Source organism: Stenotrophomonas sp. 364, assembly GCF_009832905.1.
In the GTDB taxonomy this organism is placed as follows: domain Bacteria; phylum Pseudomonadota; class Gammaproteobacteria; order Xanthomonadales; family Xanthomonadaceae; genus Stenotrophomonas; species Stenotrophomonas maltophilia_AP.
Genome location: NZ_CP047135.1, coordinates 1,400,666 through 1,425,244, shown reverse-complemented (window position 1 = coordinate 1,425,244; position 24,579 = coordinate 1,400,666). Strand labels below are relative to the sequence as shown.

Sequence of the window (24,579 nt, the reverse complement as noted above, 5' to 3'; positions counted from 1 at the left end):
CGGTAGCCAATGAGCCTGCATCCCCAACTTCATGCCATCACCCAGCGCATCATCCAGCGCAGCGTCGCCTCGCGCGCGGCCTACCTGGCCGGGATCGATGCGTCGCTGCGCGATGGGCCGTTCCGTTCGCGCCTGAGCTGCGGCAACCTCGCCCACGGGTTCGCCGCGTGCGGCCCGACCGACAAGTCGCGCCTGCGCGGCGGGGTCACCCCGAACCTGGGCATCATCACCGCCTACAACGACATGCTGTCGGCGCACCAGCCGTTCGAGTCGTATCCGGAGATCCTGCGCGCCGTTGCGCGCGACATGGGCGCCACCGCGCAGGTGGCCGGCGGCGTGCCGGCGATGTGCGACGGCGTCACCCAGGGCCGGGGCGGCATGGAGCTGTCGCTGTTCTCGCGCGATGTGATCGCGCAGTCCACGGCGATCGGCTTGAGCCACGACATGTTCGACGCCACCGTGTACCTCGGGGTGTGCGACAAGATCGTGCCGGGCCTGCTGATCGGCGCGCTGGCGTTCGGCCACCTGCCGGCGATCTTCCTGCCGGCCGGTCCGATGACGCCGGGCATTCCGAACAAGCAGAAGGCCGAAGTGCGCGAGCGCTACGCGGCCGGTCTGGCCAGCCGCGAGGAGCTGCTGGAAGCCGAATCGGCGTCGTACCACGGTGCAGGCACCTGCACGTTCTACGGCACCGCCAACTCCAACCAGACGTTGCTGGAAGCGATGGGCGTGCAGTTGCCGGGCGCGTCGTTCGTCAATCCCGATACGCCGCTGCGCGATGCGTTGACCCGCCGCGCCGGCGAGCGTGCGCTGGAGATCTGCGCGCTGGGGGACGATTTCCGTCCGCTCGGCCGGCTGATCGACGAGCGTGCAATCGTCAATGCGGTGGTGACGTTGATGGCCACGGGCGGCTCGACCAACCACACCATCCACTGGATCGCAGTGGCACGGGCGGCCGGTATCGTGCTGACCTGGGACGACATGGACGAGCTGTCGCAGCTGATTCCGCTGCTGGCGCGGGTGTATCCGAACGGCGAGGCCGACGTGAACCGCTTCGCGGCCGCCGGCGGTACGGCGTTCGTGTTCCGCGAGCTGATGGAGGCCGGGCTGATGCATGCCGACCTGCAGACGGTGGCTGAAGGCGGGATGGCGCAGTACGGGCAGGAGCCGGCGCTGCGTGATGGCACGCTGACGTACGTCGACGGGCTGCGCGAGAGCGCGGATGCGGATGTGGTCCGCGGTGTGGCCGATCCGTTCGAGGCCCAAGGTGGGCTGCGGCTGCTGCGTGGCAATATGGGGCGTTCGTTGATCAAGCTGTCGGCGGTGAAGCCGCAGTTCCGTACGATCGAGGCACCGGCGGTGGTGGTGGATGCGCCGCAGGTGTTGAACAAGCTGCATGCCGCCGGTGTGCTGCCGCACGATTTCGTGGCGGTGGTGCGTTTCCAGGGACCGCGCGCGAACGGGATGCCGGAGCTGCATTCGCTGGCGCCGTTGCTGGGGCTGCTGCAGAACCAGGGGCGGCGTGTGGCGCTGGTGACCGATGGTCGTCTGTCGGGGGCGTCGGGCAAGTTCCCGGCGGCGATCCACATGACGCCGGAAGCGTCGCGCGGCGGGCCGCTGGCACGGGTGCGCGAGGGCGACATGATCCGTCTGGATGGCGAGGCGGGCACGCTGGAGCTGCTGGTGGACGCGGCGGAGTTCGCGGCGCGCGCGCCGGCACCGAACACGGCACCGGCGGCGCACGACATGGGGCGCAATCTGTTCGCGCTGAACCGGCGCGTGGTCGGTCCGGCCGACCAGGGCGCGATTTCGATTTCGTGCGGGCCGGCAACGGCCGACGGCGATATCTGGAATTACGACGCGGAATACGACCTGGGGCGTGATGCGGCGGCGGCCGAAGCGCCGCATGAAGCCAAGGACGCCTGAGGCGACGCCCGACGCAGCGGCGGCTGTCCCGTGCCGAGGGAGCGGTTGGTCCCCTTCGGGACACGCCGTGAACCCATCCATGGGGGCTCGTCCAGAACATCCATGTTTTGGACGGTCCCGAAGGGGGCCAACCGCTCCCTCCCGACATATCGCGGCGCCTTGAGGGCGTCGCTCGAATCAGCAAAGGGAACGACAACAATGAGCATCGAGCAACATCAGAAGCGCGCAGCCGAGCTGCTGCATGCAGCCGGCATCCTGCCGGTGGTGACCGTGCATACGCTCGACCAGGCCCGTGCGGTCAGTGCGGCGTTGCTGGAAGGTGGGTTGCCGGCGATCGAGTTGACCCTGCGTACGCCGGTGGCGATGGACGCGCTGGCGATGCTGAAGCGTGAGCTGCCCGATGTGGTGGTGGGTGCCGGTACGGTGCTGACCGTGGCGCAGATGCAGCAGTCGATCGATGCGGGCGCGGATTTCCTGGTGACGCCGGGTACGCCGGCGCACATGGCCGATGCGTTGGCGCAGGCGGCACTGCCGGTGGTGCCGGGTGCGGCGTCGCCGACCGAGATGCTGGCGCTGTATGCGCGCGGCTTCCGGGTGTGCAAGCTGTTCCCGGCCTCGGCGGTGGGCGGGCTGGCGATGATCAAGGGCCTGGCCGGGCCGATTCCGGACCTGAAGCTGTGCCCGACCGGTGGCATCACCGAGGATACGGCGGCCGAGTACCTGGAGCAGAAGAACGTGGTCTGCATCGGCGGCTCGTGGATGGTGCCGGGCAGTTGGATCGAACACGGGCAGTGGGACAAGGTGCGCGACAGCGCGGCGCAGGCGGCGAAGATCGTGGCGCGGGTGCGCGCGCACTGAGGTACTGGCGGCGGAGCAGCCACGCATGGCGTGGCTCTACCGGTGATGGGCCGGAAACAAAACGCCCGGGCATGCCCGGGCGTTTTTGTTCGCGCCATCGTTGCAGGCGGCTACATCGGCCGCGCCGGATCCACCAGACCGTACTGGCTGGCCATGCGGGCCAGCGCGATGTTGTCGTGGATGCCCATCTTCTCGAACAGGCGCGCCTTGTGCGTGTTGACGGTCTTGGCGCTCAGGCTCAAGCGCTTGGCGATGTCTTCCTGGCGCAGGCCCTGGGTGAGCAGCAACGCCACTTCCAGTTCGCGCGGGGACAGCGCGTCGAACGGCGACTGGGTGCCTTCCACGTTGGACAGCGCCAGGTTCTGCGCGATGCTGCTGCCCAGGTAGCGCCGGCCCAGCGCGGCGTCGCGCACGGCACGCAGCAGTTCCTGTGCATCGCAGCCCTTACCGATGTAGCCGGAGGCGCCCGCTTCGAGCAGGCGCTTGGGCATCGGGCCGTCTTCGAGCACCGAGACGATCACCACGCGGGTGCCGTGGTCGCCACGCACCACCCGTTCGGTGACTTCCATACCACTGACGCCCGGCAGGTGCAGGTCGCACAGCACCACGTCCGGTCGCAGCTGACGGATGTCAGGCAACGCATCTTCGCCGGAGTCCGCTTCACCGACTACCTCGATATCGGTCTCGTTGGACAGGATCATCTTCATGCCGGTTCGCACCAGCGCATGATCGTCCACCAGATACACTCGAATCGTCATCCACGCACCTCTTCAAACGCTGCGAACGGGGGCAAGCCTAGCGGCGGGATGTTGCGATAACAAGGAAGAAACCTCCCCGTCGGCGCATTCTGGTGCCCGCATCACAACCACGCCGGATTGCCCCTCCCCCTACGCCTTTCACCCCAGGCCATATCGGTTTACTACGCCTATTACTGTACGCCTATACCCCGTCGCGATCGGCCTGTGCTGCCGATACCCCGGCGCGGGGTCGGTGGCGCCAGGGATGCCGGCGCCGGAACATGACCAGGAAGCACCCTACCACCCAAACCAGGGCGGCACACCAACCGGCCAGAATGTCGGAGGGATAGTGCACCCCCAGGTACACCCGGGACACGCTGACCAGCACGCTGAACCCGGGCGCCAGCACCAGCACCGGCCAGCGCCAGCGGGTGTTCCAGGCCAGCAGGGCCACCGTGACCGCCAGGGTCATCGAGCCCATCGCGTGGCCGCTGGGAAAGCTGAACGTGCTTTCCGGGGCGATCGATTCCCACAGACTGGGCCGGTCGCGCTGGAAGAACTGCTTGCTGCCCAGGTTCAACAGCGCCGAGCCCACGAAGCTGATGGCCACGAAACTCGCCTCGCGCCACCGTTTGCGCCACAGCAGCGCCAGCACGATCAGCACGTCGGCCGGGATCAGGAACCACTCATATCCGAGCTTGGAGAGCAGCGTGAAGAACTGGTCCAGCCCCGGCGAATGCAGGCCATGCATCTTCCACAGCAGCGGCGCGTCGAAGTGGAACGATTCAAATTCGTGCACTTCATCGGCCAATGCCACGAAACCGGCCAGCGGCAGCAGCACGCCGGCGAACAGCAGGACGAACCGCCACGCGTTGTGCGCCATCCAATGGCGGAACCCGGCGACCGGCTCCTGGCCGGCCAGAACGTCGGGCTTATCCGACGCTGCGGACATACTTTCGCTCGACATACTCGTCGATCAACGCCACGAAATCCTGGGCGATGTTGTCGCCGCGCAGGGTAACGGCCTTCTCGCCATCCACGAACACCGGCGCAGCCGGGGTTTCACCCGTACCGGGCAACGAAATGCCGATGTTGGCGTGGCGCGACTCGCCCGGGCCGTTCACGATGCAGCCCATCACCGCCAGGGTCATGTTCTCGGCACCGGGGTGGCTGACCTTCCAGACCGGCATCTTCTCGCGCACATGGTTCTGCACCACCTTGGCCAGCTCCTGGAAGAACTCGGAGGTGGTTCGGCCGCAGCCCGGGCAGGCGGTGACCAGCGGAGTGAAGGCGCGCTGGCCGGTGGTCTGCAGCAGTTCCTGGGCCACGATCACCTCGGCGGTGCGCGACTGGCCCGGCTCGGGGGTGAGCGAAATGCGGATGGTGTCGCCGATGCCTTCCTGCAGCAGCACGGCCAGCGCCGCCGACGAGGCCACGATGCCCTTGCTGCCGATACCTGCCTCGGTGAGGCCCAGGTGCAAGGCGAAATCCGAGCGCTGCGCCAGGTCGCGGTAGACCGCGATCAGTTCCTGCACGCCGCTGACCTTGGCCGACAGCACGATGCGATCGCGCGGCAGGCCCAGCTCGACCGCGGTATGCGCCGAATCCAGCGCCGAACGGATCAGCGCCTCGCGCAGCACGCGGCCGGCGTCCCAAGGCTGGGCGCGCTGGCTGTTCTCATCCATCAGTCGGGCCGCCAGCGACTGGTCCAGCGAGCCCCAGTTGGCGCCGATGCGAACCGGCTTGCCGTAGCGGATCGCGAACTCGATCAGCTGCGCGAACTGGGTGTCCTTCTTCTTGCCGAACCCCACGTTGCCGGGGTTGATCCGGTACTTGGCCAGGGCTTCGGCGCAGGCAGGCTCCTGGGTCAGCAGCTGGTGGCCGTTGTAGTGGAAATCGCCGATCAGGGGCACGTCGATGCCCATCATCTGCAGCTTTTCCACGATCCGCGGGATGGCCGCGGCCGACTCGGGGTTGTTGACCGTCAGCCGCACCATCTCCGACCCGGCCCGCCACAGTTCGGCCACCTGCTTGACGCTGGCGGCGATGTCGGCGGTGTCGGTGTTGGTCATCGACTGCACCACCACGGGGCTGCCCCCGCCCACCACCACGCCGCCGATGCGGACGGCCTGGGTCTGGCGGCGGGCCCACACGGTGGTGTCGGACGGTTGGGTCGGTTGGGTCACGGCGTCATGCATTCCCCATTTTAGCGCGCCGAGCGTGTTCACGCGCGCGGGGTGGTTACCGACCGTTGGTCGGTGCTCATTCAACCGATGCGGCCGATTGTCGCAGGCAGGCCAGCCCCCGACCGCATAGGATGTGCGCAATGACCGGCACCGACGCCCCCTTCCTCCGAACCCTGTGCAGCCTGCGCTGGCTGGCCGTGGCCGGCCAGGCCGCCACGATCCTGGTGGCCACCTCGGTGCTGGGGCTGGAACTGCCGCAGCTGCCGCTGTGGGCCGGCGTGGCCGCGCTGACCCTGTTCAACCTGTACGCGCAGCTGCGGGTGAACGACGCCGACACCGCGCCGGTGACCGCCTTCGGCCACATCCTGGTGGACGTCTGCGTGCTCACCTGGATGGTGGGCTGGAGCGGCGGCATCGGCAATCCGTTCGGCTCCCTGTTCCTTATCCTGATCGCCCTGGCCGCACTCGCCCTGCCCCTGCGCTGGACCCTGGCGGTGGCCGCGACCTGCCTGATCGGCTATGCGGTCAGCGGCATCTTCGGGCTGCCCCTGCCGGCCGGCTACTTCACCGCCATGCAGATGCACCAGTGGGGCGTGGTCTGCAACTTCCTGCTCTCGGCCACCGTGGTGCTGGTGTTCGCCACCCGGCTGGCGATCGCCCTGCGCCACCGCGAGCATGAGCTGGCCCTGCTGCGCGAACGCTTCGTGCGCAACGAAGGCATCGTGGCCCTGGCCACCCACGCCGCGTCGGTGGCCCATGAGCTCAACACCCCCCTGGCCACCATGACCCTGCTGGCCGACGACATCGCCGACCAGACCAACAGCAGCGAAGTGCGCGATGACGTGGACACGCTGCGCGAGTTGCTGGTGCAGTGCCGCGAGCGGGTCCTGGCGCTGGCCCGCCCGGCGGCCGGGGATGCCCCCGGGCGCGACGTGGTGACGCTGCCGCAGGTGCTGGAACAGTGGCGGCTGGTGCGCCCGACCATCACCCTCAAGCGCAACGAGGACGCACCGTTGAAGTTGCCGCTGGACCCGGGCATCGGCCACCTGCTGATGGTGCTGCTCAACAACGCTGCCGACGCCGGCGAGAAAGCCGAGCGCCCGCAGGTGGACCTGACGCTGCGCATCGAAGGGGACACCCTGATCGGCGAAGTGCGCGACTACGGCCACGGCTTCGATGCCCGCCAGGCGGTTCTGCCCGGCACCCTGTTCAACAGCGGCAAGGCGCAGGGCATGGGCGTGGGCCTGGCCCTGTCGCATGCCACCATTGAACGCCTGGACGGCGAACTGTGGATGCGCCCGGCCACCGGCGCCGGCACCCGCGTCGGCTTCCGCCTGCCTTTGACGTCTTCGGAGACTTCCGCATGAACATTCCCGCCCTGCCCGCTGCCAGCCATGGCCTGCTGGTCGACGACGACGAGCTGTACCTGCGCACCCTGCAGCGCAGCCTGGGCCGCAAGGGCCTGGAAACGGTGACCGCCAGCGACATCGCCTCGGCGCTGTTGCTGGCCCGGCAGAACCCGCCGGCGTATGCGCTGATCGACCTGAAGCTGGGCGCCGAATCCGGCCTGTCGCTGATCCAGCCGCTGCGCGCCCTGCGCGAAGACATGCGGATCCTGCTGGTCACCGGCTATGCCAGCATCGCCACCGCGGTGGAGGCGATCAAGCTGGGGGCCGACGATTACCTGCCCAAGCCGGCCACGGTGCCGATGATCCTGCGTGCGCTGGGCGAAGAAGACGATGGCCCGGCCGACGATGGCGACCTGGAGCCGCCGGACGCGATGACCCCGATCAGCCGGCTGCAGTGGGAACACATCCAGCAGGCCATGCACGAAACCGGCGGCAACGTGTCGGCCGCCGCGCGCCTGCTCGGCATGCACCGCCGCTCGCTGCAGCGCAAGCTGGCCAAGCGGCCGAGTCCGGAGCGCGACCCGAGCCGGTAAGGCCGGGCGCGAATCGACCGCGCAAACACCGGCCGCACGAGTCGGTAGAGCCGACCGTTGGTCGGCTGCTCAAACACGGGCGCATCAACCGGTAGAGCCGACCGTTGGTCAGCTGCGCAAACACGGGCGCATCAACCGGTAGAGCCGACCGTTGGTCGGCTGCTCAAACACGGGCGCATCAACCGGTAGAGCCGACCGTTGGTCGGCTGCTCTTCGCCACAACGATCAACCCCGCGCGTTGCACGCGATAGCCGACCAACGGTGCGCTCTACCCGGCCTTTTAGCCGACCAACGGTCGGCTCTACGCGGTGGTCAGGCCGTCAGCCGGCCCAGCAGTTCCAGCGTCACCGGATCGGTGATGGCATGGGCTTCACCCTGCAACGCGGGCAGCAACTGGCTTGCCAACTGCTTGCCCAGCTCCACGCCGAACTGGTCGAAGGCGTTGATGTTCCAAATGATCGACTGCACATACACGGCGTGTTCGTACATGGCGATCAGCGCGCCAAGCGCCTGCGGGGTGAGCGCGTCGAGCAGGATCAGCGTGCTCGGGCGGCCGCCGGGATACGCACGGTGCGGATCATCGCTGCCCTGGCCGTTGGCCAGCGCTTCGGTCTGCGCCAGCAGGTTGGCCATCAGCGCCTGGTGGTTGACCTCGTACGGGTCATCGTTGCGCACGCAGCCGATGAAATCGGCCGGGATCACACTGGTCCCCTGGTGCAGTGCCTGGAAGAAGCTGTGCTGCACATCGGTGCCTGCCCCGCCCCACCACACCGGCACGGTGTCGCTGGCCACCGGGCTGCCGTCCAGCTGCACGCGCTTGCCCAGGCTTTCCATCACCAGCTGCTGCAGGTAGGCCGGCAGCAGCGCCAGGCGCTGGTCGTAGGTCATCACCGCATGGGTGGCATGGCCCAGCAGGTTGCGGTTCCAGATATCGGTCAGGGCATGCAGGACCGGCAGGTTCTGTGCGAGCGGCGAAGTAAGCGCGTGTTCGTCCATCTGCGCGGCACCGGCCAGCAGCTGCTCGAAACGCTCGAAGCCGATCGCCAGCGCGATCGGGAACCCGACCGCCGACCACAGCGAGTAGCGCCCGCCCACCCAGTCCCACATCGGCAACACGCGGCCGGCGGCGATCGAGAAGGCCTTGGCCGCCCGCTCCGGGTTGGCGCTGACCGCATACAGGCGCTCGCTGCCGCCCAGCCAGTCGTGCAGGATCTGCCCGTTGAGCAGGGTCTCCTGGGTACCGAAGGTCTTGGAAATCAGCACGCCGGCGGTCGTGGCCGGGTCGAGCGTGGCAAGCGTGCGCTGCATGGCGGCGCCGTCCACGTTGGACACGAAATGCACGCGGAAGCGCGCGCCACTGACCGGACGCAGCGCGTCGGCCACCAGGCGCGGACCGAGGTCCGAGCCACCGATGCCGACACTGACGATGTCGGTGACGTTGGTCTTTTCCAGCGCGGCGATCAGTTCGCCCATCTGCGCGCGGACCTGGGCGGCGGTGGCGAAGGCTTCGCCGGCCACCGGTGCGCCACTGAGGTCGCCCCGCAACGCGGTATGCAGCGCCGCGCGGCCTTCGGTCAGGTTGACCGTTTCACCGCGGAACAGGCGCTGGAAGCCGCCGGCGACATCGCGCTCGGCGGCCAGCTGCAGCAGTGCGTCCAAGGCCGCGCGGTCGTACTTCTGCCGCGCGAAATTGACGTACAACGGGCCGACCCGCAGCCCCAGCGATTGCGCGCGGCCCGGTTCGGCAGCGATCAACGAAGGGATGCTTGCGCCACGCAGGCGCTGGGCATGGGAGTGGAGCGGGTCGAATCCGTTGTGCTGTGTCATGCGGCCTGGGTCGGGATGCTGTCGTTGGTGTGGGAGATCTGGTTCTTGCCGTCCACATATACCAACTTCGGCTTGAAGCTGTCAGCTTCTTCTTCGCTCATGCTGGCGAACGCCGCGATGATGATGATGTCGCCGACCTGCACGTGGCGCGCCGCGCCGCCGTTGAGCGACACCACGCCGCTGCCGGCCTCGGCACGGATGGCATAGGTGGAGAAACGCGCACCGTTGGTGACGTCCCAGATGTGCACCTGTTCGAACTCACGGATGCCGGTGGCCTGCAGCAGGTTGTCATCGATGGCGATGGAACCTTCGTAGTTCAGCTCGGAGTGGGTGACGGTGGCGCGGTGGATCTTGGTCTTGAGCAGGGACAGATGCATGGCAACGGGACAACGGTAAAGGAAAGGGAAATTCTAGCACCCGCCGGATCAGCGGCAGGTCCTGAACGCCCCGCCCGGCGAGGACGCTGCCCTCCGTTCAGCCAGTCCCGGCCCTCCCAGCCCCTGTGCGGTCTGGCCCGGGAAGCCGGTCCGCCTGCCGCCTCAGGCGTCGCCGTCGGCCCCACCGCCGCTGACCGGGCCCGCCGGCTGGCCGACCTCGGCCAGGAAGTGGCCGATGATCGCCTCCAGCGGCGCGGCCGCGTCGGCGCTGCCGCGCAGGCCGGCGATGCCCTCGGCCAGGTGGCGGGCGGTGTCGGCCAGAATCATCCCCCAGGCCCGCTCCTCGGCAATGCCCAGCGACGGTTCGTGCATGCCGATCTTCATCGAACAGTGCAGGCCGCGCGCGGCGACCCACACCCGCAGCATCTCCACGGCATGGTCGTCGGCGAGCGCGGCCGGGGGTATGGGGCGTTCGTTCATCGGCTGTGCGGGGGCGCCCTCAGAACTCCAGGTTGTCGATCAACCGGGTGGTACCGATGCGCGCGGCGATCAAAGCCACGCGGGTACCGTCATTGGCGTCGGCCGGCTCGGACAGGTCCGGCTTGCGCACCACGGCGTAGTCCACCTGGAACCCGGCCGCCTGAAGGGCGGCGGTGGCGTCGGCTTCGATCAGGCTGCGGGTCTTGCCGGCGATGAAGCCCTCGCGCATGCCCAGCAGCACCTGGTGGATGGTGGTCGAGACCGGGCGCTGGTCGGCGTTGAGGTACTGGTTGCGCGAGCTCATGGCCAGGCCATCGCTTTCACGCACGATGTCCCCGCCCACGATCTGGATCGGGAAGGCCAGGTCTTCCACCATCTGGCGGATCACCGCCAGCTGCTGGTAGTCCTTCTTGCCGAAGGCGGCCACGTCCGGCTGCACCTGGTTGAACAGGCGCGAGACCACCGTGCACACGCCATCGAAATGGCCCGGGCGGTGGGCGCCTTCCAGCAGGCCGCTGATGCCGGGCACGTTGACGCTGGCCGCCAGTTCAATGCCGAACGGGTACATCGATTCGACCGTGGGCAGCCACAGCACATCACAACCGGCCTGCTCCAGCCCGGAGGTGTCGGCTTCCGGGGTGCGCGGGTAGCGGGTGAAGTCCTCGTTGGGGCCGAACTGGGTCGGATTGACGAAGACACTGGAGACCACGCGGTCGGCGTACTGCCGCGCCAGCGTGACCAGCGAGTAGTGGCCCGCATGCAGGTTGCCCATGGTGGGGACCAGCGCGACGCGCAGGCCCTCGCGCTTCCAGCCGTTGACGACGGCGCGCAGGCGGGACAGTTCGGTGACGGTTTCGATCATGAGGCGTAGGCGTGTTCTGCGTCGGGGAAGGAGCCGTCGCGCACGGCGTCGGCGTAGGCACGGACAGCACCGGCGACCGACCCGCCGTCGGCAAGGAAATCCTTGACGAACTTGGGTCGGCGATGGCCGCTGTCCAGGCCGAGGAAATCATGCAGCACCAGCACCTGGCCATCGCAGCCGGGGCCGGCGCCGATACCGATGGTGGGCACGGACACGTCGGCGGTGACCTGGGTGGCCACCGGGGTGGGCACGCACTCCAGCACGATCAGGGTGGCACCGGCCTCGACCGCGGCCTTGGCGTCGTCGCGCAGCTGCTGGGCGGCATCGCCCCGGCCCTGCACGCGGTAGCCGCCCAGGCGCAGCACCGACTGCGGGGTCAGGCCCAGGTGCGAACAGACCGGGATCTCACGCTCGACCAGATAGCGGATGATGTCCAGCTTGAAGCCGGCGCCTTCGATCTTGACCATCTCCGCGCCCGCTCGCAGCAGGCGCAGCGAGGCATCCAGCGCGCGCTCGGGGGTGGCGTCGGCGCCGAACGGCAGGTCGGCCACCAGCAGTGCACGCTGCAGCACGCGGGCCACGGCACGGGTGTGGTAGACCATGTCGTCGGTGGTGACCGGCAGGGTCGAATCATGCCCCTGCACCACCATGCCCAGCGAGTCGCCGATCAGGATCAGGTCCACGCCGTTGGCGTCGAACGCACGCGCGAACCCGGCGTCGTAGGCGGTCAACATCACCAGCTTCTGGCCGTTGCGCTTGGCCTCGGCCAGGGCGGGAACGGTCCAGGGCTTGCTGTCTGCGTGGGTACTCATGAGCTGATAACCGGTGGCGATAAGCCCCGCATTATCCCCCTATTGGCGCGATCCCGCAGGCCTCGACCCGCATCACAGCATCCCGCACACGGCCGTGACCGGGAATCACCGCATCGGCGGCGATGTCGGCCAGCGGCAGCAGCGCGAACGCGCGCTCGTGCAGGTGGGGATGCGGGACCTTCAGCTGCGGCAGGTCGATGATGTCCTCGCCGAACAGCAGCAGGTCCAGGTCCAGCGTCCGCGGCCCCCAGTGCACGCCCGGCGCGCGGACCCGGCCGAAATCACGCTCGATGCCGAGCAGCGCCTCCAGCAGTTCCGGACCGTCCAGCGCGGTGTCGAGCAGCGCGGCGGCGTTGACGAACGCCGGCTGGTCTTCATTGCCCCAGGCCGGCGTGCTGTACAGCGGCGAGCGCGCGCGCAGCGTGGTCCGCGGTAACCCCGCCAGGGCCTGGAACGCATCGCGCAGGGTCTGCGCGGCGTCTCCCAGGTTGGCGCCCAATCCAATGCAGGCAGCGGTCACGTCTTACTCGCCCGTGGCGGCCCCGCCCGGACGACGGCGCCGACGCCGACGCTTGCGCGGCGCACCGTCTTCGTCGACGTCACCCTCGACATGCGCCGCATCCAGTGCCGAATCCAGCTCCGGGCCGGACTGCAGCTGGGCTTCGCGCCAGAACTCGACATCGGCGCTGTGCTCGCTGGAGGCCACCTGGCGCAACACCAGGAAGTCGTAGGCGGCGCGGAAGCGCGGATGGGTCAGGGTGCGGATCACGCGCTTGCGCTGGCGCGAGCCGAAGCGCCCCTGCAGCAGCCAGATCTCCTGCATCGGCAGCGAGAAGCGGCGCGGCAGCGCGATCGTGGTCAGCTGGTGCAGGGTGACCCGGTCGGCGGCGCGACGCTGCGCCTCTTCCAGCGCCACGCCCTGCTTCTGCAGGCTGGCCAGGGCGCGGCAGAACGCCGGCCACAGCAGCAACGCGAACAGGAACGACGGCGACACCGGCTCATCGTTGGCCACGCGCAGGTCGGTGTTGTGCAGGCCTTCGATGACCATGCGGCGCAACGCACCGCTGCGGTTGCTGCGCAGTGCGGCGGCACTCTCGGGGAACATCACATCGAGCAGGCCGTAGCGCTCCAGGCCTTCGAAGCTGGCCACGCCGTGCCCGGACAGGAACAGCTTGAGCACTTCCTCGAACAGGCGCGCCGGCGCGGCTTCGGCCAGCAGGCCGGCAAGCCGCGGCAGCGGCTCGGCGCTGGCGTCGTCGATCTGGAAGCCGAGCTTGGCGGCCAGGCGCACCGCGCGCAGCATCCGCACCGGGTCTTCCTGGTAGCGCTTTTCCGGGTCGCCGATGAGCTTCATCAGGCGCGCCTGGACATCCTCGAAGCCGCCGGTGTAGTCGCGCACCGAGAAATCCTCGATGGCGTAATACAAGGCATTGCAGGTGAAGTCACGGCGGATCGCGTCGTCTTCGATGCTGCCGTAGACGTTGTCGCGGACCAGCATGCCGTTTTCCATCTCGCGGTCGCCGCTGCCATCGTCGATGTTGGCGCGGAAGGTGGCCACTTCGATGATTTCGCGACCGAACACCACATGGGCCAGCCGGAAGCGGCGGCCAATCAGGCGGCAGTTGCGGAACAGCGCCTTGACCTGTTCCGGGGTGGCATCGGTGGCCACGTCGAAGTCCTTGGGGTTGCCTCCGACCAGCAGGTCGCGCACGGCGCCCCCGACAAGGTAGCCAGCGAACCCGGAATCACGCAGCCGGTACAACACGCGCAACGCGTTGGGGCTGATGTCCTTGCGGGAGATGGTGTGCTGGTCGCGCGGAATCACGCGCAGGCTGAACGGTGATGTAGCAGAAGAATTGATGTTGGCGCTTCCGGTTGAGTTTTCGGGATTGCCCAATGGCATCTAGGTCCATATACTAGCGCGCTGCGCAGTTCGCGACAAAGTCTGCTCCCTTCGTCTAATGGTTAGGACGTGGCCCTCTCAAGGCTAAAACAGGGGTTCGAGTCCCCTAGGGAGCACCAGTCGCGCTGCACGGCAGCCAAAAACCCCGCCATGGCGGGGTTTTTTGCGTTCCAGGCCCAGGCCCGCCGGCCCCTGCCCTGCCAGGCGCGCAGCGGGGAGCACGCGCTGCCCGCTGCACCGCCCGACCGGGTCGCCCCGGTCGGGCGGGCGCTCAGCCCTCCATCTGCTCCAGCTCCTTGCCCTTGGTCTCGTTGACGAAGCGCAGCACGAAGAACACCGACAGCACCGCGGCGACCGTATAGATGCCATAGGCCCCGGCCAGACCGATACTGCCCAGCAGCACCGGGAAGGACACGGTGATGGCGAAGTTGGCCGTCCACTGCGCCGCACCGGCCACCGCCAGCCCCGAGCCGCGGATCTGGTTGGGGAACATCTCGCCCAGCATCACCCACATCACCGGGCCCCAGGACATGTTGAAGAAGATCACGTAGACGTTGGCCGCGACCAGCGCCAGCACGCCCATGCTGTCAGACAGCTGCAGCGTGCCGCCGGCATCCAGCGACCCGCTGGCGAAGGCGATGGTGACCAGCGCCAGCGAGATCGCCATGCCCACCGAGCCGATCCACAGCAGCGGCTTGCGGCCGATGCGGTCGATCAGCACCACGGTGACCAGGCAGGCGCCGATGCTGAGCGCACCGGAGAGTACGTTGATCAGCAGCGCGTCGTTCTCCGAGAAGCCCACCGCCTGCCACAGCACCGCGCCGTAGTAGAAGACGACGTTGATGCCCACCAGCTGCTGGAACACGGCCAGACCGATGCCGATCCAGACGATCGGGCGCAGCTTGCCGGTGGCCTTGCTGATCAGGTCCGAGAAGGTCGGGCGGTGCTGGTCCTGGGATAGCGAGCCTTCGATCTCGGTGATCTTGGCCTGGGCCTCGGCCGGCCCATACAGACGGGTCAGCACCGCCAGGGCCTGGTCATGCCGCCCTTTGACCACCAGGAAGCGCGGGCTTTCCGGGATCACCAGCAACAGGCACAAGAACAGCAGCGAGGGAATGGCCTGCATCCAGAACATCCAGCGCCATGCCGCCTGGCCCAGCCACAGGGACTCGGTGGAGGCGCCGGCCGCCTTGGCCAATAGATAGTTGCTGAGGAAGGCACAGAACAACCCGCTGATGATCGCGATCTGCTGCACCGTGGCCAACCGGCCGCGGTACCGGGCCGAGGCCACCTCCGCAATGTAGGCCGGCGACATCACGCTGGCCGCGCCGACCGCGAACCCGCCGATCACCCGGGCAATGATGAACACCGTGGAGCTGTACGCCGCACCGGCCCCCAGGGCCGAGAACAGGAACATCACGGCCGCGATGATCAGCACGCCGCGGCGGCCGAGCCGGTCGCCCAGGCGGCCGGCGAAGAACGCACCGATCGCGCAGCCGAGCAGCATCGAGGCGACCTCGAAGCCGATCCCGGCCGAGCTGGACTGGAACGTGTCCTTGAGGCCATCGACGGTGCCGTTGATCACGCCGCTGTCGAACCCGAACAGGAAGCCACCGATGGTGGCCACGCAGCTGATCAGGACGATGAAGCCGGTGTTCTCGCCGCTGCCGGCACGTGTACTGCTGAGCGAAGCACTGGTCATGGGAAACCCTGGGTTGAAGGGACGCTGCGCACGACCGCAGCAGGGACGGATGGCGCAGGTTCTCATACCTTTCGTGCCGGCTGGGCGGCGGCGGGTGGACCGGGGCACGGCGACGACCGGTTGAACACCGACGCCCTCCACTGCGACCATGCCCGCCTGGCCGCCCTGCCCACTCCCGGGCGTGGCGCAGCATTGTCGAGGAGCGCCTGTCCATGCCCATGAACGTCCGCCTGAGTGCCCCATCCCGCTGTGGCGCCACGCCGATGGTGCGGATGCCCACCGGTGCGTCGCAATGAGCCTCGAACGCGCGACGGCCACGCTGGCGGTGGACAGCCGCTGCACCCACGGCGAGGGCGTTCTCTGGTGCGACCGGCGGCAAAGCCTGCTCTGGATGGACATCGCCGAACGTCGGCTGTGGCAGCACACCCCGGCCAGCGGCAGCACGCGCCACTGGGTGTTGCCGGACCGGCCCGGCTGCATCGGGTTGTTCGACGATGGCACGCTGCTGGTCGCATTGGTCAGTTCGCTGCACCGCGCCGACCTGGCCGCCGCTACCGACGATGCGCTGCCGCTGCAGTGGCTGGCCGATGTGGACCCACACAACGCATACACGCGCAGCAATGATGGCCGCGCCGACCGCCACGGCAACTTCGTGTTCGGCACGATGAACGAACACCCGGCGCGGGCTGCCGATGGCCGCTTCTATCAGTACTCCAGCCGCCACGGCCTGCGCACACTGCCGCTGCCGGGCATCGTGATTCCCAACGCGATCAGCTTCAGCCTGGATGGCCGCACGCTGTACTGGTGCGACTCGGTGACGCCGCAGATCATGGCCTGCGATTACGACCCCGAGCGCGCCAGCACCGCCAACGTGCGTGTGTTCACCACGCTGGCCAACCGCGCTGCCGAGCCCGACGGGTCAGCGGTGGACGCCGACGGGCGGGTCTGGAACGCGCAATGGCGGGCCAGCCAGGTGAGCTGCTATGGCGCCGACGGCGCACTGCTGGAGGTGCAGCCGGTGCCGGTCAAGAACCCCACCTGCGTTGCCTTCGGCGGCCCCGACCTGCGCACCTTGTACGTGATCAGTTCGCAGCTGGACCACACGCCCGAACAGTTGGCGGCCAGCCCGCAGGCCGGCAGCCTGTTCAGCGCGCCCCAGGCGCATCCCGGCCTCCCGGAGAGCCGGGTCCGCGTGAACTGACCGGTTGCAGGGCGAAGCAGACCCCGCAACGCCTTGCTGCACAAGGGCTGCGCGTGCCTGCGCAGTCCTCGGGGCGGGCCGGTCGAGTACGCCGCGCCAGCATTCAGTCACAACCTGTTCTAGAATTACGCGGCTTAACGCCGGATTTCCCCATGCCTTTCGTTGTCACCGAAAACTGCATCAAGTGCAAACACACCGATTGCGTGGAAGTGTGCCCCGTGGATTGCTTCCATGAAGGCCCGAACTTCCTGGTGATCGACCCGGACGAGTGCATCGACTGCACCCTGTGCGAACCGGAATGCCCGGTCAACGCGATTTTCCCCGAAGACGACGTGCCCGCCGGGCAGGAAGTGTTCGTGGGCCTCAATGCCGAGCTGGCCAAGGCCTGGCCGGTGCTGACCGTGCGCAAGGACCCGCCCGCCGACGCCGGCGAATGGGACGGCAAGCCGGACAAGCTGCCACTGCTGGAACGCTGAGCCCCCAAAGCGGCGGCAACGAAAAAGGGCGCCATGGGCGCCCTTTTTCGTATCGCTGACAGATGACGGGTAGTGCCGGCCACTGGCTGGCTGCTCCCGGGCCCAACGCCTTCAGCGCCGAGCCGGTCCGGACCTGCCGCCGGCGTCCCTTACGGAGCCAGCTTCGCCTTCAGCTCGCCCAGCAGCTTGGTCGGGGCGGCACCGGTGGCCGGCAGACCGCGCGGGTCGACGGCCGACACGTAGGCGCCGGCTTCCACGCCGACCACACGAACCAGGAAGTCGCTGCCTTCGTAGGCCACGTCATAGGAACCCAGCAGCTGTGCCTTGCTGGCGATCTTCACGCCGGCCACCGATTCCAGCGCGGTGCCGACCTTGCCGAATACCTCGTCCTTGCTGCCCGGCACGGTGAAGCCGGCCGCGTTGGTCGGGGCCTGGGTGGACGCTGCCGCCGGCGCCGGCCTGGCCGCCTGCGAGGCCAGCACCGGCACCTGGGCGGCCGGGCTGCCGCCCGGGGCGTTCAGGTCCGGCGGCACTTCCAGCGGACGCATTTCCGGCGCCAGCGCGTAGTCGCCCTTGGCCCCGCGCTTGAAGCAACCAGTGGTACCCACGAGGGTGGCAGTGGCCAGGATCGCGAAGGACAGCACGCGGATGGCGGAAACGGATTGACGCATGGGAATCTCCTGGGTGACCACGGGTGGTCAGTGGTTGGATAGTGCTTCCAGCGCACCGATGTCGGTGGCCAGGTGTTCGGCAGCGGCGTGATGCGCCGCGGACAGGGACAGCAGCGGCAGGCGAAGCCCGTGGCCGATGCCGATCCGGCGCAGCAGGTCCTTCACCGGGATCGGATTGGACTCCACGCCGCAGAATTCATGGAACGGCTCCAGGCGGGCATCCCACGCCTCGGTCGCCTCGCGCTCGCCGGCCGCGGCCAGGTCGCACATGCGTCGGTAGGCGCCCGGCAGCGCGTTGGAGCCCACCGAGATCAGGCCATCCACGCCGGACAGGATCGAGCGCGCCGCAGTCCCGTCATCGCCACTGAGCACGGCAAAATCGGCCGAACGCAGCGCCATCAGGGCCTGCACGCGGCCCACATCGCCCACGGCTTCCTTGATACCCACGATGTTCGGGTGCGCGGCCAGCACGGCCACGGTTTCGGGCCGCATGTCGCAGCCGGTGCGCCCGGGCACGTTGTACAGGATCACCGGCAGCCCGCCCTGGTCGGCGACGGCGCGGTAGTGGGCAATGAGCCCTTCCTGGGTGGGCCGCACGTACGGCGGGGTCACCACCAGCGCATGGGTGGCGCCGCTGGCGGCGGCCCGGCGGGTCTGTTCGATGGTTTTCGCCGTGCCCGACAGGCCGGTCCCGGCCAGCACCGGGATGCGCCCGGCCACGGTTTTGACCGCGCTGCGCAGCAGCTGGTCGTACTCGTCGTCGGACAGGGTCGCGGCCTCGCCGGTCGAACCGGCCACCACCACCCCGTGAACGCCACCCTCCAGTTGCAGGTGCAGCAGGCGCTGCCAACCGTCGGGATCCAATGCGCCATCGGCCTTGAAAGGCGTGGCCAGCGCGGTGATGAGACCGGAAAGGGACAAGGAAACGTTGCTCGGAAGAAAGGGGGAACCCAGCGGGCCTAAACGCCGGCCGGATGTAGGTTGCATGTTACTTGCGGGTCGAAAGCACGGGCAAGTATGCTGGACTCCGGCGAACGTGCCGTCGCCGGCCGTTCAGACTCACCTTGCATCACCCGGAACCCTCTTGACCGACACCACGCCGCGGCCTGCGCCGACCGAAAACCATCTCCTGATCAACGCCTACACGACGCATCCGGAGTCCCCCCTGCTGCCTGTCACACGGCGTATCTCCGACAGCGGTTGCAACCTGGTTGATGCACGCCTGGCCACGGTCGGCCGCGATGTCTCGGTGACCGCGCTGGCCACCGGCTCGTGGGACGCGGTGGCCAAGCTGGAAGCCATGCTGACCCGGCTCGAGCGCGAAGAAGGCCTGAAGCTGGTGTGGTACCGCACCGGTGCCAAGCAGGCGCAATCCAACCTGCTGCCGTACATCGTGGAAGTGATTGCCGCCGACAAGCCGGGCATCCTGTTCCAGCTGGCCGATTTCTTCGACCGCCAGGGCATCACCATCGAAAACCTGCAGAGCACCCGCTACCGGGCGATGCAGACCGGCGCGGAGATGTTCTCGGCGCAGGTCACCATCGGGGTGCCGGCCAACATGCACATCGCCGCGCTGCGCGACGATTTCCTCGAATTCTGCGACCACCTGAACCTGGATGCCATCATGGATCCGATGAAGTTCTGATTGTTCGCGCGTTCGTCACGGGCGCGCGGCGTTTCATGCAGGTGTAATGGCACGACCCCAGGATCCGGAAAGGAACCCATGAACGACGGCGACACCCTGGACAGCACCACCCTCGCACTGCCGCTGGCGTTGTCCGGCGGCGAGCACACCTCCCTCGGCGCACTCGCCGGCCAGTGGCTGGTGCTGTATTTCTACCCGAAGGACAGCACGCCGGGCTGCACCACCGAAGGCATCGACTTCAACGCGCTGCTGCCCGAATTCACCCGCCTCGATGCGCGCGTGTTCGGTGTTTCCCGCGATTCGGTCAAATCCCACGACAACTTCTGCGCCAAGCAGGGCTTCGCCTTCCCGCTGATCAGCGACGGCGACGAAGCGCTGTGCACCGCCTTCGACGTGATCAAGCTCAAGAACATGTACGGCAAGCAGGTGCGCGGCATCGAGCGCAGCACCTTCCTGATTTCGCCCGACAGTCGTATCGTGCAGGCGTGGCGCAAGGTCAAGGTGGCCGGCCACGCAGACACCGTCCTTGAAGCCCTGAAGGCCGCGAAAACCCAGTGACCAACCTGCACCCCCCAATGGCCATCACCCTGCCCTGCAGGCTGTGATGGCTTGTCCCTGTTCTGCCACCAGGAAATGACGATGACCCGAGGCAAGCGCATCTACGTTCTGGATACCAACGTGCTCATGCACGATCCGACCGCGCTGTTCAAGTTCGAGGAGCATGATGTCTACCTGCCGATGCAGGTGATCGAAGAGCTGGACAACGGCAAGAAGGGCACCACCGAGGCCAGCCGCAACGCGCGCCAGGTCAGCCGCTTCCTCAACGAGCTGGTGCAGGCGTCGGGCCTGGACAACCTGGCCGACGGCATTCCGCTGCAACGGCCCAACGGGCTGCAGCTGCGCGGCAAGCAGAGCGTGGGCCTGCTGCGGTTCCAGACCAGTCACTTCGATGCGGGCAAGAGCTTTGGCGCGGTCATCCCGGACAACGCCATCCTCGGCGCGATCCTGGCACTGAAGGAACAGATCCCCGAGATCCCGGTGGTGTTCGTCTCCAAGGACATCAACCTGCGGATCAAGGCGGCCATCGCCGGCATCGTGTCCGAAGACTACGAAAACGACCGCGCGCTGGATGATTTCAGCCTGCTCTACACCGGCGCCACCGAACTGCCGGAAGATTTCTGGAAGAAGCACACCGACAACCTGCGCAGCTGGAGCGACAAGGGCCGCACCAGTTACGAAATCATCGCCAGCGAAGACGAGAACTGGCACCCCAACCAGTATGCGTACCTGCCCGGGGACGATGAAGTCGAACTGCGCGTGGCCAAGGTGGATGGCGACAAGATCACCCTGTCGCTGGTCAACGACTTCCGCCACGGCAGCCACGCGGTGTGGGGCATCAGCGCGCGCAACCGCGAGCAGAACTTCGCCCTCAACGCGCTGATGGACCCGGAGATCGATTTCGTCACCCTGCTCGGCACCGCCGGTACCGGCAAGACCCTGCTGGCGCTGGCCGCCGGCCTGGCCCAGACCATGGACCAGCAGCGCTACCGCGAGATCATCATGACCCGCGCCACGGTCAGCGTCGGCGAGGACATCGGCTTCCTGCCCGGCACCGAGGAAGAGAAGATGACGCCGTGGATGGGCGCGCTCACCGACAACCTGGAAGTGCTCACCCACACCCAGGAAGGCGGCGCGTGGGGCCGCGCGGCCACCAACGACCTGATCGCCAGCCGGATCAAGATCCGCTCGCTGAACTTCATGCGCGGGCGTACCTTCCTGTCGCGCTACCTGATCCTGGACGAAGCGCAGAATCTCACCCCCAAGCAGATGAAGACCCTGATCACCCGTGCCGGCCCCGGCACCAAGATCGTCTGCCTGGGCAACGTCGAACAGATCGACACCCCATACCTGACCGAAACCACCTCGGGCCTGACCTACGCGGTGGACCGCTTCAAGAACTGGCCGCACAGCGCCCACGTCACGCTGCGTCGTGGCGAGCGTTCGCGCCTGGCCGACTACGCCTCGGAGGTGTTGTGAATCGTCCCCTGTCCCGTGCCGTCCTGCCGCTGGCGCTTGCTGCGCTGGCGGCGGCCTGCACGCCCGCCAACGTCCGTCCGGGCGCCAGCGTGCCCACCGCGGTCAAGACCGGCCAGTCCTGGGTGGTCACCCGCCCGGTGATCGCCGCCCAGGTGCTCGACACCTGCTCACGTTCCAGTCCCGGCCGCGAGGCCGGGGCAGTCACTGGCTACTGGGCGCCCAGCCGCCAGCAGGTGGAACAGCTGGAAGCCCAGCTGCCCCGGCTGGAGGCCCAGGTGCCCAACGCCGGCGATTTCGACCGGCAGTACGTCGGCATCGAGATGGGTGGCAGGCAGGTGATCTACCTCAACGCCTTCCATCTGCCGGACGGTGCCGATATCGACCCCTCCCGCGACGCCATCCGGGTGTGTGACGGCGGCGCACAGTTCTGGGGCGCGGTGTTCGACCCGGCGACCGGCACCTTCTCCGACGTGCAGTTCAACGGCCCGCCGAAGGGCCGGTGACCATGGCGCTGACCGTGCCGTGATGAGCCGCCCGCACGCCGGATGAGCATCCGGCTTCCGACATGGGTATGGATCGGTGCGATCGCGCTGTCCTGCGTGGCCGGCATGGTCAACGTGGTCGGCTTCCTGGGATTCGAGCACCAGGCGGTAAGCCACATGACCGGCACCACCAGCCAGCTGGGCATGGCGCTGGCACAGGGCGACTGGCGCGTGGTGGGCCACCTGTGGGGCCTGCTGATCGCGTTCTGCCTGGGCGCGATGCTCAGCGGCATGATCGTGCAGGACAACACCCTGCAGCTGGGCCGCCGCTATGGCGTGGTGCTTACGCTGGAATCGCTGTTGCTGCTGGCCGCCATTCCACTGTTCAAGCAACAGCAGATCTGGGGCGCACTGGCCGCGGCGATGGCCTGCGGGCTGCAGAACGCCATGGCCACCACCTTCAGCGGCGCTGTGGTGCGCACCACCCACCTCAGCGGCATGTTCACCGACCTGGGCATCGGCCTGGGCCACCTGCTGCGCGGACTGCCGTTGCCGATCCGGCGCCTGACCCTGAGTGGCTTGATCGTCAGCGGCTTCCTCGCCGGCGGCATCGTGGGCGCCTGGCTGTTCCTGCGCTGGGGGTACGACGCGCTGCTGGCCCCTGCCCTGCTGACCGGCTGCACCGGCCTGGGCTACATGCTGTTCCAGCAATGGCGGCACTGGCGCCCGCACTGAGCAGCACGCCCGCGGCAAACACTGCACAATCGCCGCATGACTCCCTCTTCTCCCGTTTCCGCCCTCACCATCGCCGGTTCCGACTCCGGCGGTGGCGCCGGCATCCAGGCCGACCTCAAGGCGTTTGCCGCGCACCGCGTGCATGGCCTGTCGGCGATCGCCGCGCTGACCGCGCAGAACACCCGGGGCGTCACGGCGGTCCACGTGCCGCCGCTGGCGTTCCTGCAGGCGCAGATCGACGCCTGCTTTGCCGACTTCGACATCCATGCCGTGAAGCTGGGCATGCTGGCCAATGCCGAGGTGATCGGGCTGGTGGCCGACGCGCTGGAGAAGTACCGTCCCACGCACGTTGTGCTGGACCCGGTGATGGTGGCCACCAGCGGTGCCAAGCTGCTCGAAGACAGCGCGCTGCATGCGATGCGCACGCGCCTGTTGCCGCTGGCCACGCTGCTGACCCCGAACATCCCCGAAGCGGAGCTGCTGCTCGGCCGCACCATCACCACCGCCGACGAAGCCGAAGATGCCGCTGCGGCCCTGCTCGACCTGGGCACCGGTGCGGTGCTGCTGAAAGGCGGACACCTGCACGAGGGTGCCCGCGTGGTTGACCGCTTCTTCGACGGCGTCACCCGCGACGAGTTCATCCACGCGCGCCTACCGGTGGACGCGCATGGCACCGGCTGCACGCTGGCCTCGGCGATCACCGCGCAGCTGTGCCAGGGCCTGTCGTTGCCCAACGCCTGTGAAGCGGCCATCGACTACGTCGCCCGCGGCCTGCAAGGCGGGTACTACCCGGGGCGCAGCGAGGTGCTGGTGATCGACCACGTCGGCGCGGCGCGCCCGGCATGATCGAGACGCTGACGTTGCCGGTCGTGGCCGCCGACGGCCACCGCTTCGACGTTCTGGCCCGCGTGCCGGCGCAACCACGTGCGCGGCTGCTGTGGTTGCCGGCACTGGGCGTGGCCGCGCGTCACTACCTGCCCTTGGCCGATGCGCTGGCCGCGCGCGGCATTGCCGTGTACCTGCACGAGTGGCGCGGCAACGGCAGCAGCAGCCTGCGCCCCGCGCGCGGGCAGGACTGGGGCTACCGCGAGATCCTCTACCACGACCTGCCGGCCAGCCTGGCCGCACTCGATGGCGGCACCGGCAATCAGGCCATCATTGGCGGGCACAGTCTGGGCGGGCAGTTGGCCTGCTGCTTTGCCGGGCGGCATCCCACGGTGTTCCAGCAACTGTGGCTGGTCGCCAGCGGCACGCCGTACTGGCGCACTTTCCCGGCGCCACGCGGCTGGACGCTGCCGCTGATCTACCGGTTCCTGCCCTGGCTGGCGCAGCGCCAGGGCGTGCTGCACGGGCGCCGCCTGGGGTTCGGTGGCACCGAGGCGCGCGGCCTGATCCGCGACTGGGCCCGGGTCGGGCTGAACAATCATTACGCGGGTGTCGGCATCACCGACGACCTGGAGGCCGGCCTGCGCCACGTGCGCGGCCATGCCACGGCCGTGGTGATGGCGCAGGACTGGCTGGCGCCGGTGCCTTCGATGCAGGGCCTGCTGGCCAAGCTGCCGCAGGTGCAGGCCTCGCTGCACGTGCTGGATGCCACGACGCTGGAAACGCGTGCGGATCACTTCGCATGGATGAAATCGCCGCAGGCCGTGGCCGCGCTGCTTTTTCATTCAGTTCAATGAAGTTCTTCACAAAGGCGTTGACGAATGCGGCTCACATC

General features: G+C 68.1%; 26 protein-coding genes and 1 tRNA gene. 14 read left to right on the top strand and 13 right to left on the bottom strand.

Features of this window, described 5'->3' with window-relative positions; genetic code table 11:
• Positions 1 to 9 precede the first annotated feature (9 nt).
• Positions 10 to 1,926, top strand: a complete 1,917-nt coding sequence (edd, locus tag GQ674_RS06670; protein WP_159496431.1) for a phosphogluconate dehydratase — start codon at positions 10 to 12, stop codon at positions 1,924 to 1,926.
• Between the two features lie 198 nt (positions 1,927 to 2,124).
• Positions 2,125 to 2,784 carry a bifunctional 4-hydroxy-2-oxoglutarate aldolase/2-dehydro-3-deoxy-phosphogluconate aldolase gene (locus tag GQ674_RS06665; RefSeq protein ID WP_159496430.1) on the top strand — a complete coding sequence of 220 codons (660 nt, stop codon included), beginning with the start codon at positions 2,125 to 2,127 and terminating at the stop codon, positions 2,782 to 2,784.
• A 110-nt stretch (positions 2,785 to 2,894) separates the two neighbouring features.
• On the opposite strand, the gene GQ674_RS06660 is transcribed toward GQ674_RS06665, so the two are convergent.
• The 3 genes from GQ674_RS06660 to ispG form a co-directional block, all read right to left on the bottom strand.
• Positions 2,895 to 3,542: a response regulator gene (locus GQ674_RS06660; RefSeq protein WP_038689063.1), complete on the bottom strand. Its 648-nt coding sequence runs from the start codon at positions 3,540 to 3,542 to the stop codon at positions 2,895 to 2,897.
• 181 nt (positions 3,543 to 3,723) lie between these two features.
• Entirely contained in the window at positions 3,724 to 4,473 is a 750-nt protein-coding gene (locus tag GQ674_RS06655; RefSeq protein ID WP_159496429.1) for a phosphatase PAP2 family protein, read from the bottom strand.
• Positions 4,454 to 5,719 (bottom strand): flavodoxin-dependent (E)-4-hydroxy-3-methylbut-2-enyl-diphosphate synthase, encoded by a 1,266-nt coding sequence (gene ispG, locus GQ674_RS06650; protein ID WP_159496428.1) that lies wholly within the window; start codon positions 5,717 to 5,719, stop codon positions 4,454 to 4,456. Before ispG ends, GQ674_RS06655 begins: the two co-directional genes overlap by 20 nt.
• Before the next feature lie 128 nt (positions 5,720 to 5,847).
• Between ispG and GQ674_RS06645 the strand changes: the two genes are divergently transcribed.
• A complete protein-coding gene (locus tag GQ674_RS06645) occupies positions 5,848 to 7,074 on the top strand; it encodes an ATP-binding protein (RefSeq protein WP_159496427.1) in 1,227 nt (408 codons plus the stop codon).
• Positions 7,071 to 7,649, top strand: coding sequence for a response regulator transcription factor (locus GQ674_RS06640; RefSeq protein ID WP_128097693.1), 579 nt, complete (start codon positions 7,071 to 7,073; stop codon positions 7,647 to 7,649). The genes GQ674_RS06645 and GQ674_RS06640 overlap by 4 nt, the downstream gene beginning before the upstream one ends.
• Positions 7,650 to 7,961: 312 nt before the next feature.
• Here GQ674_RS06640 and pgi read toward each other — a convergent pair whose 3' ends face one another.
• The 7 genes from pgi to pcnB form a co-directional block, all read right to left on the bottom strand.
• Positions 7,962 to 9,476 carry a glucose-6-phosphate isomerase gene (gene pgi, locus GQ674_RS06635; protein ID WP_159496426.1) on the bottom strand — a complete coding sequence of 505 codons (1,515 nt, stop codon included), beginning with the start codon at positions 9,474 to 9,476 and terminating at the stop codon, positions 7,962 to 7,964.
• Positions 9,473 to 9,853: an aspartate 1-decarboxylase gene (panD, locus tag GQ674_RS06630; protein WP_038689075.1), complete on the bottom strand. Its 381-nt coding sequence runs from the start codon at positions 9,851 to 9,853 to the stop codon at positions 9,473 to 9,475. Before panD ends, pgi begins: the two co-directional genes overlap by 4 nt.
• Before the next feature lie 162 nt (positions 9,854 to 10,015).
• Positions 10,016 to 10,333, bottom strand: a complete 318-nt coding sequence (locus GQ674_RS06625) for a DUF5076 domain-containing protein (protein ID WP_159496425.1) — start codon at positions 10,331 to 10,333, stop codon at positions 10,016 to 10,018.
• 19 nt (positions 10,334 to 10,352) lie between these two features.
• Positions 10,353 to 11,195, bottom strand: a complete 843-nt coding sequence (gene panC / locus GQ674_RS06620; RefSeq protein ID WP_128095890.1) for a pantoate--beta-alanine ligase — start codon at positions 11,193 to 11,195, stop codon at positions 10,353 to 10,355.
• Positions 11,192 to 12,007, bottom strand: coding sequence for a 3-methyl-2-oxobutanoate hydroxymethyltransferase (gene panB, locus GQ674_RS06615; protein ID WP_159496424.1), 816 nt, complete (start codon positions 12,005 to 12,007; stop codon positions 11,192 to 11,194). The genes panC and panB overlap by 4 nt, the downstream gene beginning before the upstream one ends.
• A 31-nt stretch (positions 12,008 to 12,038) precedes the next feature.
• Positions 12,039 to 12,527: a 2-amino-4-hydroxy-6-hydroxymethyldihydropteridine diphosphokinase gene (gene folK, locus GQ674_RS06610; RefSeq protein WP_128095888.1), complete on the bottom strand. Its 489-nt coding sequence runs from the start codon at positions 12,525 to 12,527 to the stop codon at positions 12,039 to 12,041.
• A 3-nt stretch (positions 12,528 to 12,530) separates the two neighbouring features.
• Entirely contained in the window at positions 12,531 to 13,910 is a 1,380-nt protein-coding gene (pcnB, locus tag GQ674_RS06605; RefSeq protein WP_201290225.1) for a polynucleotide adenylyltransferase PcnB, read from the bottom strand.
• 44 nt (positions 13,911 to 13,954) lie between these two features.
• Here pcnB and GQ674_RS06600 point away from each other — a divergent pair.
• Positions 13,955 to 14,029, top strand: a tRNA-Glu gene (locus GQ674_RS06600).
• A gap of 152 nt (positions 14,030 to 14,181) precedes the next feature.
• Here the strand turns inward: GQ674_RS06600 and GQ674_RS06595 are convergent.
• Positions 14,182 to 15,612 carry a sugar porter family MFS transporter gene (locus tag GQ674_RS06595; protein ID WP_159496423.1) on the bottom strand — a complete coding sequence of 477 codons (1,431 nt, stop codon included), beginning with the start codon at positions 15,610 to 15,612 and terminating at the stop codon, positions 14,182 to 14,184.
• Between the two features lie 292 nt (positions 15,613 to 15,904).
• Between GQ674_RS06595 and GQ674_RS06590 the strand changes: the two genes are divergently transcribed.
• Positions 15,905 to 16,813, top strand: a complete 909-nt coding sequence (locus GQ674_RS06590; RefSeq protein ID WP_159496422.1) for an SMP-30/gluconolactonase/LRE family protein — start codon at positions 15,905 to 15,907, stop codon at positions 16,811 to 16,813.
• A 152-nt stretch (positions 16,814 to 16,965) separates the two neighbouring features.
• On the top strand, positions 16,966 to 17,289 hold the full coding sequence (gene fdxA, locus GQ674_RS06585) for a ferredoxin FdxA (protein WP_108764771.1): 324 nt from the start codon (positions 16,966 to 16,968) through the stop codon (positions 17,287 to 17,289).
• A 149-nt stretch (positions 17,290 to 17,438) separates the two neighbouring features.
• On the opposite strand, the gene GQ674_RS06580 is transcribed toward fdxA, so the two are convergent.
• Both GQ674_RS06580 and dapA read right to left on the bottom strand, forming a co-directional pair.
• Positions 17,439 to 17,960 carry a hypothetical protein gene (locus GQ674_RS06580; protein WP_159496421.1) on the bottom strand — a complete coding sequence of 174 codons (522 nt, stop codon included), beginning with the start codon at positions 17,958 to 17,960 and terminating at the stop codon, positions 17,439 to 17,441.
• A gap of 27 nt (positions 17,961 to 17,987) precedes the next feature.
• Complete coding sequence (gene dapA, locus GQ674_RS06575; RefSeq protein ID WP_159496420.1) at positions 17,988 to 18,881, bottom strand: 4-hydroxy-tetrahydrodipicolinate synthase; 894 nt, start codon at positions 18,879 to 18,881, stop codon at positions 17,988 to 17,990.
• 163 nt (positions 18,882 to 19,044) lie between these two features.
• Here dapA and GQ674_RS06570 point away from each other — a divergent pair, with 163 nt between their 5' ends.
• The 7 genes from GQ674_RS06570 to GQ674_RS06540 all read left to right on the top strand — a co-directional run bounded on the left by GQ674_RS06570 (position 19,045) and on the right by GQ674_RS06540 (position 24,541).
• Positions 19,045 to 19,605, top strand: a complete 561-nt coding sequence (locus tag GQ674_RS06570; RefSeq protein WP_038689096.1) for a glycine cleavage system protein R — start codon at positions 19,045 to 19,047, stop codon at positions 19,603 to 19,605.
• Positions 19,606 to 19,683: 78 nt separating this feature from the next.
• The gene (locus GQ674_RS06565) at positions 19,684 to 20,163 is read left to right on the top strand and encodes a peroxiredoxin (protein WP_038689098.1); all 480 of its coding nucleotides are present in this window, start codon (positions 19,684 to 19,686) and stop codon (positions 20,161 to 20,163) included.
• Between the two features lie 81 nt (positions 20,164 to 20,244).
• Positions 20,245 to 21,642 carry a PhoH family protein gene (locus GQ674_RS06560; protein WP_128095536.1) on the top strand — a complete coding sequence of 466 codons (1,398 nt, stop codon included), beginning with the start codon at positions 20,245 to 20,247 and terminating at the stop codon, positions 21,640 to 21,642.
• On the top strand, positions 21,639 to 22,145 hold the full coding sequence (locus GQ674_RS06555; protein ID WP_159496419.1) for a hypothetical protein: 507 nt from the start codon (positions 21,639 to 21,641) through the stop codon (positions 22,143 to 22,145). The genes GQ674_RS06560 and GQ674_RS06555 overlap by 4 nt, the downstream gene beginning before the upstream one ends.
• 42 nt (positions 22,146 to 22,187) lie before the next feature.
• A complete protein-coding gene (locus GQ674_RS06550) occupies positions 22,188 to 22,859 on the top strand; it encodes a YoaK family protein (RefSeq protein WP_159496418.1) in 672 nt (223 codons plus the stop codon).
• Between the two features lie 36 nt (positions 22,860 to 22,895).
• Positions 22,896 to 23,705 carry a bifunctional hydroxymethylpyrimidine kinase/phosphomethylpyrimidine kinase gene (gene thiD / locus GQ674_RS06545; protein WP_159496417.1) on the top strand — a complete coding sequence of 270 codons (810 nt, stop codon included), beginning with the start codon at positions 22,896 to 22,898 and terminating at the stop codon, positions 23,703 to 23,705.
• Positions 23,702 to 24,541 carry an alpha/beta fold hydrolase gene (locus tag GQ674_RS06540; RefSeq protein WP_159496416.1) on the top strand — a complete coding sequence of 280 codons (840 nt, stop codon included), beginning with the start codon at positions 23,702 to 23,704 and terminating at the stop codon, positions 24,539 to 24,541. Before thiD ends, GQ674_RS06540 begins: the two co-directional genes overlap by 4 nt.
• Positions 24,542 to 24,579: the final 38 nt, after the last annotated feature.

Coding starts and splice junctions, on each gene's coding strand:
- edd (WP_159496431.1), top strand. CDS start 10: ATGAGCCTGCATCCCCAACTTCATGCCATCACCCAGCGCATCATCCAG.
- GQ674_RS06665 (WP_159496430.1), top strand. CDS start 2,125: ATGAGCATCGAGCAACATCAGAAGCGCGCAGCCGAGCTGCTGCATGCA.
- GQ674_RS06660 (WP_038689063.1), bottom strand. CDS start 3,542: ATGACGATTCGAGTGTATCTGGTGGACGATCATGCGCTGGTGCGAACC.
- GQ674_RS06655 (WP_159496429.1), bottom strand. CDS start 4,473: ATGTCCGCAGCGTCGGATAAGCCCGACGTTCTGGCCGGCCAGGAGCCG.
- ispG (WP_159496428.1), bottom strand. CDS start 5,719: ATGCATGACGCCGTGACCCAACCGACCCAACCGTCCGACACCACCGTG.
- GQ674_RS06645 (WP_159496427.1), top strand. CDS start 5,848: ATGACCGGCACCGACGCCCCCTTCCTCCGAACCCTGTGCAGCCTGCGC.
- GQ674_RS06640 (WP_128097693.1), top strand. CDS start 7,071: ATGAACATTCCCGCCCTGCCCGCTGCCAGCCATGGCCTGCTGGTCGAC.
- pgi (WP_159496426.1), bottom strand. CDS start 9,476: ATGACACAGCACAACGGATTCGACCCGCTCCACTCCCATGCCCAGCGC.
- panD (WP_038689075.1), bottom strand. CDS start 9,853: ATGCATCTGTCCCTGCTCAAGACCAAGATCCACCGCGCCACCGTCACC.
- GQ674_RS06625 (WP_159496425.1), bottom strand. CDS start 10,333: ATGAACGAACGCCCCATACCCCCGGCCGCGCTCGCCGACGACCATGCC.
- panC (WP_128095890.1), bottom strand. CDS start 11,195: ATGATCGAAACCGTCACCGAACTGTCCCGCCTGCGCGCCGTCGTCAAC.
- panB (WP_159496424.1), bottom strand. CDS start 12,007: ATGAGTACCCACGCAGACAGCAAGCCCTGGACCGTTCCCGCCCTGGCC.
- pcnB (WP_201290225.1), bottom strand. CDS start 13,910: ATGCCATTGGGCAATCCCGAAAACTCAACCGGAAGCGCCAACATCAAT.
- GQ674_RS06595 (WP_159496423.1), bottom strand. CDS start 15,612: ATGACCAGTGCTTCGCTCAGCAGTACACGTGCCGGCAGCGGCGAGAAC.
- GQ674_RS06590 (WP_159496422.1), top strand. CDS start 15,905: ATGAGCCTCGAACGCGCGACGGCCACGCTGGCGGTGGACAGCCGCTGC.
- fdxA (WP_108764771.1), top strand. CDS start 16,966: ATGCCTTTCGTTGTCACCGAAAACTGCATCAAGTGCAAACACACCGAT.
- GQ674_RS06580 (WP_159496421.1), bottom strand. CDS start 17,960: ATGCGTCAATCCGTTTCCGCCATCCGCGTGCTGTCCTTCGCGATCCTG.
- GQ674_RS06565 (WP_038689098.1), top strand. CDS start 19,684: ATGAACGACGGCGACACCCTGGACAGCACCACCCTCGCACTGCCGCTG.
- GQ674_RS06560 (WP_128095536.1), top strand. CDS start 20,245: ATGACCCGAGGCAAGCGCATCTACGTTCTGGATACCAACGTGCTCATG.
- GQ674_RS06550 (WP_159496418.1), top strand. CDS start 22,188: ATGAGCATCCGGCTTCCGACATGGGTATGGATCGGTGCGATCGCGCTG.
- thiD (WP_159496417.1), top strand. CDS start 22,896: ATGACTCCCTCTTCTCCCGTTTCCGCCCTCACCATCGCCGGTTCCGAC.
- GQ674_RS06540 (WP_159496416.1), top strand. CDS start 23,702: ATGATCGAGACGCTGACGTTGCCGGTCGTGGCCGCCGACGGCCACCGC.